General features: G+C 54.7%; 7 protein-coding genes. 6 read left to right on the forward strand and 1 reads right to left on the reverse strand.

All coding sequences use genetic code 11. The features are described 5' to 3' along the window. From VFU50_14280 to VFU50_14300, 5 genes are all read left to right on the forward strand, one after another. Window positions 1-643: GDP-mannose 4,6-dehydratase (locus tag VFU50_14280; protein ID HEU5234028.1), on the forward strand; the 643-nt coding region annotated here is incomplete at its 5' end. A gap of 41 nt (window positions 644-684) precedes the next feature. Next, on the forward strand, window positions 685-1,596 hold the full coding sequence (rfbA, locus tag VFU50_14285; GenBank protein HEU5234029.1) for a glucose-1-phosphate thymidylyltransferase RfbA: 912 nt from the start codon (window positions 685-687) through the stop codon (window positions 1,594-1,596). After that, window positions 1,593-2,135: a dTDP-4-dehydrorhamnose 3,5-epimerase gene (gene rfbC, locus VFU50_14290; protein ID HEU5234030.1), complete on the forward strand. Its 543-nt coding sequence runs from the start codon at window positions 1,593-1,595 to the stop codon at window positions 2,133-2,135. The genes rfbA and rfbC overlap by 4 nt, the downstream gene beginning before the upstream one ends. Before the next feature lie 15 nt (window positions 2,136-2,150). Continuing rightward, window positions 2,151-3,071, forward strand: a complete 921-nt coding sequence (gene rfbD / locus VFU50_14295; GenBank protein HEU5234031.1) for a dTDP-4-dehydrorhamnose reductase — start codon at window positions 2,151-2,153, stop codon at window positions 3,069-3,071. Window positions 3,072-3,101: 30 nt separating this feature from the next. Further along, window positions 3,102-3,656: a DUF4440 domain-containing protein gene (locus VFU50_14300; GenBank protein HEU5234032.1), complete on the forward strand. Its 555-nt coding sequence runs from the start codon at window positions 3,102-3,104 to the stop codon at window positions 3,654-3,656. 82 nt (window positions 3,657-3,738) lie between these two features. Here the strand turns inward: VFU50_14300 and VFU50_14305 are convergent, their stop codons facing one another. Further along, window positions 3,739-5,061 carry a multicopper oxidase domain-containing protein gene (locus VFU50_14305; GenBank protein HEU5234033.1) on the reverse strand — a complete coding sequence of 441 codons (1,323 nt, stop codon included), beginning with the start codon at window positions 5,059-5,061 and terminating at the stop codon, window positions 3,739-3,741. Between the two features lie 593 nt (window positions 5,062-5,654). On the opposite strand from VFU50_14305, the gene VFU50_14310 reads away from it, so the two are divergent. Continuing rightward, window positions 5,655-6,593 carry a prepilin peptidase gene (locus tag VFU50_14310; GenBank protein ID HEU5234034.1) on the forward strand — a complete coding sequence of 313 codons (939 nt, stop codon included), beginning with the start codon at window positions 5,655-5,657 and terminating at the stop codon, window positions 6,591-6,593. Window positions 6,594-6,784 lie beyond the last annotated feature (191 nt).

The raw sequence follows: 6,784 nt of genomic DNA on the forward strand, positions 1-6,784 counted from the left end.
TCCAGATGATGCGGCTTTTACTGAGCACACGCCGTATGCACCGAACAGTCCCTATGCTGCCTCCAAAGCTTCTTCAGATCACTTGGTGCGTGCATATCACCATACCTATGGCTTGCCGACGCTGACTAGCAACTGCTCGAACAACTACGGCCCCTATCAGTTTCCCGAGAAGCTGATCCCCCTTACGATTCTGAACGCGCTGAACGGCAAGGCCATTCCGGTTTACGGGGACGGCAAAAACGTGCGGGATTGGCTGTATGTTGAAGATCACTGCGATGCTATATCCACGATCCTGAAATTGGGCAAGCCCGGCGAGACTTACAACGTCGGCGGGTCGAGCGAGAAGGCGAACATAGAAGTTGTCAACACTATCTGCGAGCTGATGGACGAACTGGTTCCTGGCTCACCATCGAGACCGCATAAAACGCTCATAAAGTTCGTCACCGATCGCCCCGGACACGATCGACGCTATGCCGTCGACGCAAGCAAGCTGCGAACAGAACTGGGATGGCAACCTCAGGAAAATTTCCGTAGTGGCATACGTAAAACTATTGAATGGTATTTGAGCCACAAAGATTGGCTCGACTCAGTTGTCTCTGGTGCGTACAAAGATTGGATCGCCGCCCAATACGCAACCCGGTAAGAATCCTGAAATGGGACTCAATGCAGAGGTGAAGGTTTAGCTTGAAGCAGCGTAAAGGAATCATTCTCGCCGGAGGCTCCGGCACTCGTCTTTATCCGGTTACCCATGTCGTATCGAAGCAGCTGCTTCCGGTGTACGACAAGCCCATGGTGTACTACCCCATGTGTACGCTGATGTTGGCGGGCCTCCAGGATGTTCTCATCATTTCGACTCCCACTGATACTCCGCGCTTTCGCGATCTTCTTGGAGATGGCCGCCAGTGGGGATTGAATCTGTCCTACGCAGTCCAGCCCAACCCGGGCGGACTGGCGCAGGCATTCCTCATTGGCCGCGATTTCCTCGACGGCGCTCCCAGCTGCCTGGTTCTTGGCGATAACATTTTTTATGGCCATGATCTTCCGGCGATGCTGCGTGTGGCAAATACCCGGGAGAAGGGCGCGACTGTATTCGCCTATCAAGTTCAGGATCCTCAGCGCTATGGAGTCGTCGAACTTGATGCAGAAGGGCGCGCCTTGAGCATTGAAGAGAAGCCCTCGGCGCCTAAGTCGCGCTTCGCGGTTACAGGACTGTACTTCTATGACGAGCACGCGCCGCAAATTGCTTCTGAACTGAAGCCGTCCCACCGCGGCGAGCTTGAGATTACAGATTTGAACCGCGTGTACATGAAACGCGGAGAACTTCGTGCTGAAATCATGGGCCGTGGAATTGCGTGGCTGGATACAGGCACTCACGACTCTCTCGTGGATGCATCATTGTTTATTCAGACCATTGAAAAGCGGCAAGGATTGAAAGTTGCCTGTCCCGAAGAAGTGGCATTTCGCTCTGGATTCATCGATGCCGCTCACCTCGAGAGGCTAGCGACGGACTGCCAGAATCGGCAGTACGGAGCGTACCTGCACCAGGTTCTGGAAGAATCCCGCTCGGAATCCGCCGTAGCTGCCCCTGCACGATGAAGATCACCCCAACGGCTCTTCCGGAAGTTCTCATTTTGGAACCGCGAGTCTTTGAAGATTCGCGCGGCTTCTTCTTCGAGGCGTTCAATCGACGCACCTGGGCGAGCGCGGGAATAGACTCTGAGTTCGTACAGGACAATCAGTCCTCTTCGAAGAAGAACGTGCTGCGTGGCCTGCATTACCAGATTCGCCAGCCACAGGGCAAATTGGTGCGCGCGATTCGCGGCGAGATTTTCGACGTTGCGGTCGATATTCGAAAATCTTCGCCGACGTTTGGAAAATCAGTCCACGTCACGCTCTCCGCGGATAATCGCAAGATGCTTTGGATTCCTGCCGGCTTCGCTCACGGATTCTTAGTTCTCTCCCATTCTGCTGAGGTTCTCTACAAGACCACGGATTTCTATGCGCCGGAACATGAACGAACTCTACTTTGGAATGATCCGCAGCTGGCAATTTCATGGCCTGGTACCGCTGAGCCGGTTCTCTCTGATAAAGACGGCCGTGGCCTGACACTTGATCGCGCAGAACTTTTTGACTGAAGCTCGATGATCTCCATGACAACGAACACCGCAGGGCCGATTCTGTTGCTCGGAAGCGCTGGCCAGCTTGGCACAACGCTCGGTCCTGTGCTCGCAAAAGTCGGAAAAGTCATCGCCGCTGATCGCGCAATGGTGGATTTCACCAACTCGAGCAGGCTTGGCGAATTTGTGCGCGACAGCCGGTCGTCGATCATTGTGAATGCGGCCGCATACACTGCCGTTGATAAGGCAGAAAGTGAACGCGACTTAGCAGCCGCGGTAAATGCCACGGCTCCCGCTGCGTTGGCGGAAGCTGCACGTGACACGGATGCACTTCTAATTCACTACTCCACCGACTATGTTTTCGATGGCAGCAAGCCTTCCGCATACGTCGAAAGCGATCCCGTGAACCCTCTCAACGTGTACGGGAACACCAAAGCACAAGGCGAAGCTGCCATTCAGAAGAGCGGTTGCAGGTTCTTAATCTTTCGCACGAGCTGGGTATACAGCGAACGCGGATCGAATTTCCTGCTTACCATGCTCCGTCTTGCAAAGCAGCGAGATGAACTTCGTATTGTTAACGACCAGAGAGGCGCACCGACGTCAACTCATTCTCTCGCACGCGCTACCGCCGCGATCATCAGCGAATACTGCGGGGGAGGATGGTGCGATGGCAGCGGAATATATCACATGACTGACAGCGGTTCGACATCCTGGTTCGGCTTCGCAAAAGCGATTCTGGAGCGCGCGTCGAAGGCGTTCGGGATTCCTCTGCCTCGACTTCTTCCTATTAAGAGTTCCGAATACCCAACTCCAGCCCGCCGACCGCTCAACTCCGTTCTGAGCTGTGAAAAGCTAACAACCTCCTTCGGTATCTCTATGCCAAATTGGGAAGATTCACTGAATGAAGTTTTGAGCGCGTATGCCTCATCGTCAGCCAAAACGGCGGCGCGATAGTTCTGGTGGATCATCTGGTAGATTGAACACGTGAAAGCTCCGATCGTTAAGACCATCGTCCTCTTGCTCGTGTACGGACCTCTCTTTATAGCCGCATGTGCGATGCAAGCGCAGCAGGAGACAAAACCTCGCAAGCATGCTATGCCCATGCCCGGTATGGGAATGGGACACCAGATGCACACGCCTGCCTCCGACCTTCTTGCGTCGCTTGTGACTTCCTGGAATGCCGCAGATGTAAACCGGTTAGCGAGCTTATATGGCGAATCAGCCGTGATTATCTTGCCTGACGGAAGTCTCGTGACTGGTCGCCAATCGATTCGCGAATTCCTGCAGCGTCAGTTGGTGAACGGAGCTCACCTTACGCTTACATCGATCGGGTTCGAGTTGTCCCCTGAATTACAAGTTGACTTTGGGGTCTTCACAAAATCCAGTGTGGAGAGAGAAGAAACGAAGCAGTCAACTAGACACCAGTCACAGCATGATGGCCAGGCCGAAGGAAAATATCTGATCGTGGTTAAACGAAGTGATTCCGATTGGAAGATTCAAGAGATGGTGTTCTCTGCCGCAGGGAAGAGCTTCGAATGAAGGGATCGCGATGCGGCTTCCACGCGCGATCTGAGCAGTCGCCTTGTAATTTAGCTGCAGGAGATTGCGCACACTGTAGCCGCTAGTGACTCAAAGCCGGTTCGACGCGAACAACCGCCATCATCCCACCATCGAGATGCTGAGCGATATGACAGTGAAAGGGAATTATCCCGGTTACGTCAGGGCCCCGGAAATCCATCCGCAAAACGAGTCGGGGATACTCTCCAAAGCCGCTCCAGGCTGGAATATTTACCGTATCTCGTAGAGTAGGTTCCTCCCACCCTGCACCCCTACTTCCGACTACCAGGAAGTGAATCTGATGTATATGAAACGTATGTACTTCGCGCGAGCGATTTTCGACGGTCCAGTCTTCAACATCGCCCTGACGAACGGAGATGGACGGCTCCATTTTCACGGGGTCGAACACCATAGGAGTGTGACCTTCTTCGGTGATAAAGAAACGAGTCGCGCTCTTCGGATCACGCGGATCCACCAGCTCTTCCGAAAAATACAGAAGCCGTTTGCGAACTGGCCGAATGGCGGAAAGCGACTTGGCCGGGTGCTGTAGATCTGTACCCAGCCGCAACATTCCGGGAGGCGTGGCGGCATTTACCGCAGAGACAATGGACAAAAGCGGCCGAGCTGGATCGACGTCGTCTTGTCCCATTCTCAGTGCCGGAGGCTGGTTTCCTGTCGGGAGGACTGGCCGATCATCATCGAGCGCTCCGCGAAATACGAAGCTCGTCTGCATTATCCCCGATACGCCCGCCGGGGGTGCTTTCACGACGAATTCTGCACGGGTGGCCGGTGGTAGAAAGATATCGAGCTGTTGAGGCGCGTAAGTCTGAGCGCCGGGATCGCCATAATGCAAGGGCACTCCATCGAGCGCAACCATCTCGAAACTCTGTCGCTTGCCGGCGTACTCCATCTTCAAATCTAGATATGTATCCGCGGAGGCGTTCAGCACTCTCCAGAACTGGTGCTCCAGTGGTTTCATTTCGATTTGAGGGGTCGGGTACTTCGGATATGGCACCACAACATGATTAATAGAAAGCTGCTTAGTCGGCCGATTCGGATTCGGTGTTTCCGATGGCGTGGGATCAGGCATGAGTTCGTCTCGAATAACAAAGACGCGCTCCGGCAGTCCCGTCACCCGCGGAACTGCCTTCTCGATTCCCTCAACTACTATTGCGCCCGACGCTCCTCCGAGAAGCTGCTCTTCGCTGAAGCCATGCACGTGAGGGTGATACCAGTAGAGTCCGGGCGGCTGGCTGGAAGGTATTTTTACGCGGTACTCAAATGGCGGATCGCCAGGTTCGATCAGCGTTTTGATTGTTTCATCCTCATGGCAGATCGGCGGGAGCGCGAGTCCGTGAAAGTGAAGATTAGTGGCGAACTCGCTCATGATCCCGCCGCTACATGGATTGCGATTCTTCCGCTGTTCCGCCTTGTACCTCTTTGCGGCTGAAGCAGACAATGAAATCTCATTCTTCAGCCAGACAATCAGCGTGTCCCCCGGGGCAGCGCGAAGCGTAGGATCTAAATTTCCTAGTTCGTCGACATAGCAGTAATGCACATGCCCGAGCGCGTCAGTCGAACTGCGCGCGAACAAAGACAGTTTGAGTATCCCGTTCTTACTTCTGCGAGAAGCCGGTTCGAGAAGCACGCCGCCTTCAGTCTCGGTCGGACAGCCTTTCCCGACACGAACCGCCGCCGTCCTTGGATTGCTAGCCGCTCTTAAGACCGGAGGCAAACTGCAGAAAAGAAAAACAATGAAGGCGCCAAAAACAAAGCGCAATGGTATGGACGTTTTTGACACTAGAGCTTCAGGGATGATGGTTGTTCGAATTCTAGCATCGGTGCTATTCGATGATCATCGTTCTACGATCGGAAGCGCCACTGCGTTGCAGAAAATCCGAGGTCAGGTGACTCGAAGGTAATCAGACGCGCGATGGCGCACATCGCGCAGGAGCTATAATCGCGCCAGTCCCAATCTAGGTGACCGACATTCTTCCCAGCGGCTTTCTCTCTGTCTTTACCTTTCTCTTCGGACTCGTATTCGGCAGCTTTCTGAACGTAGTCATTTATCGCGTTCCGCGTGAGCTTTCGGTCGTGAAGCCGCGCTCGGCGTGTCCAAGCTGCGGGGCCGCGATCCGCGCTTACGATAACATTCCGGTCTTCAGTTGGATTATCCTGCGCGGACGCTGCCGCAACTGCCGCACGCCGATTAGCCCGCGATATGCGATCGTCGAACTCCTCTGCGGATTTCTTTTCGTTGCGGCCTACTATTACGCGGCGCCTTTGACCACCGAACTCGCGGTGCTGAGTTTATTCAAATTTTGCCTCTTCTTCTTTCTGCTGCTTGGACTCATCTTCATCGACTTCGAGCACCATCTTCTTCCCGACGTTCTCACGCTGCCCGGCTTCATCGCCGGGCTCATCTTCAGCATCTTTATTCCCGTCGGTGGTCTACCGCACGCTCTGACGCGCCGCCTGCTCGCGCTCAACTGGCCGCTCGGAGCAATTTCGCTCGTCGAAGCCCTCATCGGAGCCGCCGTCGGCGCTCTCTTTATTTATGGAGTCGGCGAGATCTACTTCCGCGTCCGGCACATCGAAGGCATGGGATTCGGCGACGTAAAGCTCATGGCGATGGTGGGCGCATTTCTCGGAGCCAAACTGGCGTTGTTCACGATCTTTACCGGCGCGCTGCTGGGCAGCATCTTCGGCGTGATCGCTACCCTCGCCGTCTGGCGCAAGCGCATCGCCCGCCGACGCCGTCATCAGACCTCCCAAGTTTGGGCGCGCTCGTGGGCATCGGCCCGCCTGATGCTTCGCTACTACGAAGTTCCGTTCGGCGTCTTTCTCGGCGGTATGGCCATCGTATCCACCTTCATCGGGAACCCGATTACCGACTGGTATTTGAGCCTCTATCGTTGATTTTGTCCCCAGTCTTCCAGAACCAAAATTCGCTGCTAACAGCGAAATAATGGAGTGACCCCCAAAAGTGAGACAGGAGAGAAAATCCCTATCTACAGCGAATGGAGAGTAGATGAGGCGATATCGACGTTGGACGGTAGAAGAGAAGCGCCAGGCAGTGGAACGGATGTCGAGCTGCCGGCATGCAAAGC

It is taken from the genome of Terriglobales bacterium (assembly GCA_035764005.1).
In the GTDB taxonomy this organism is placed as follows: Bacteria; Acidobacteriota; Terriglobia; order Terriglobales; family Acidobacteriaceae; genus Gp1-AA112.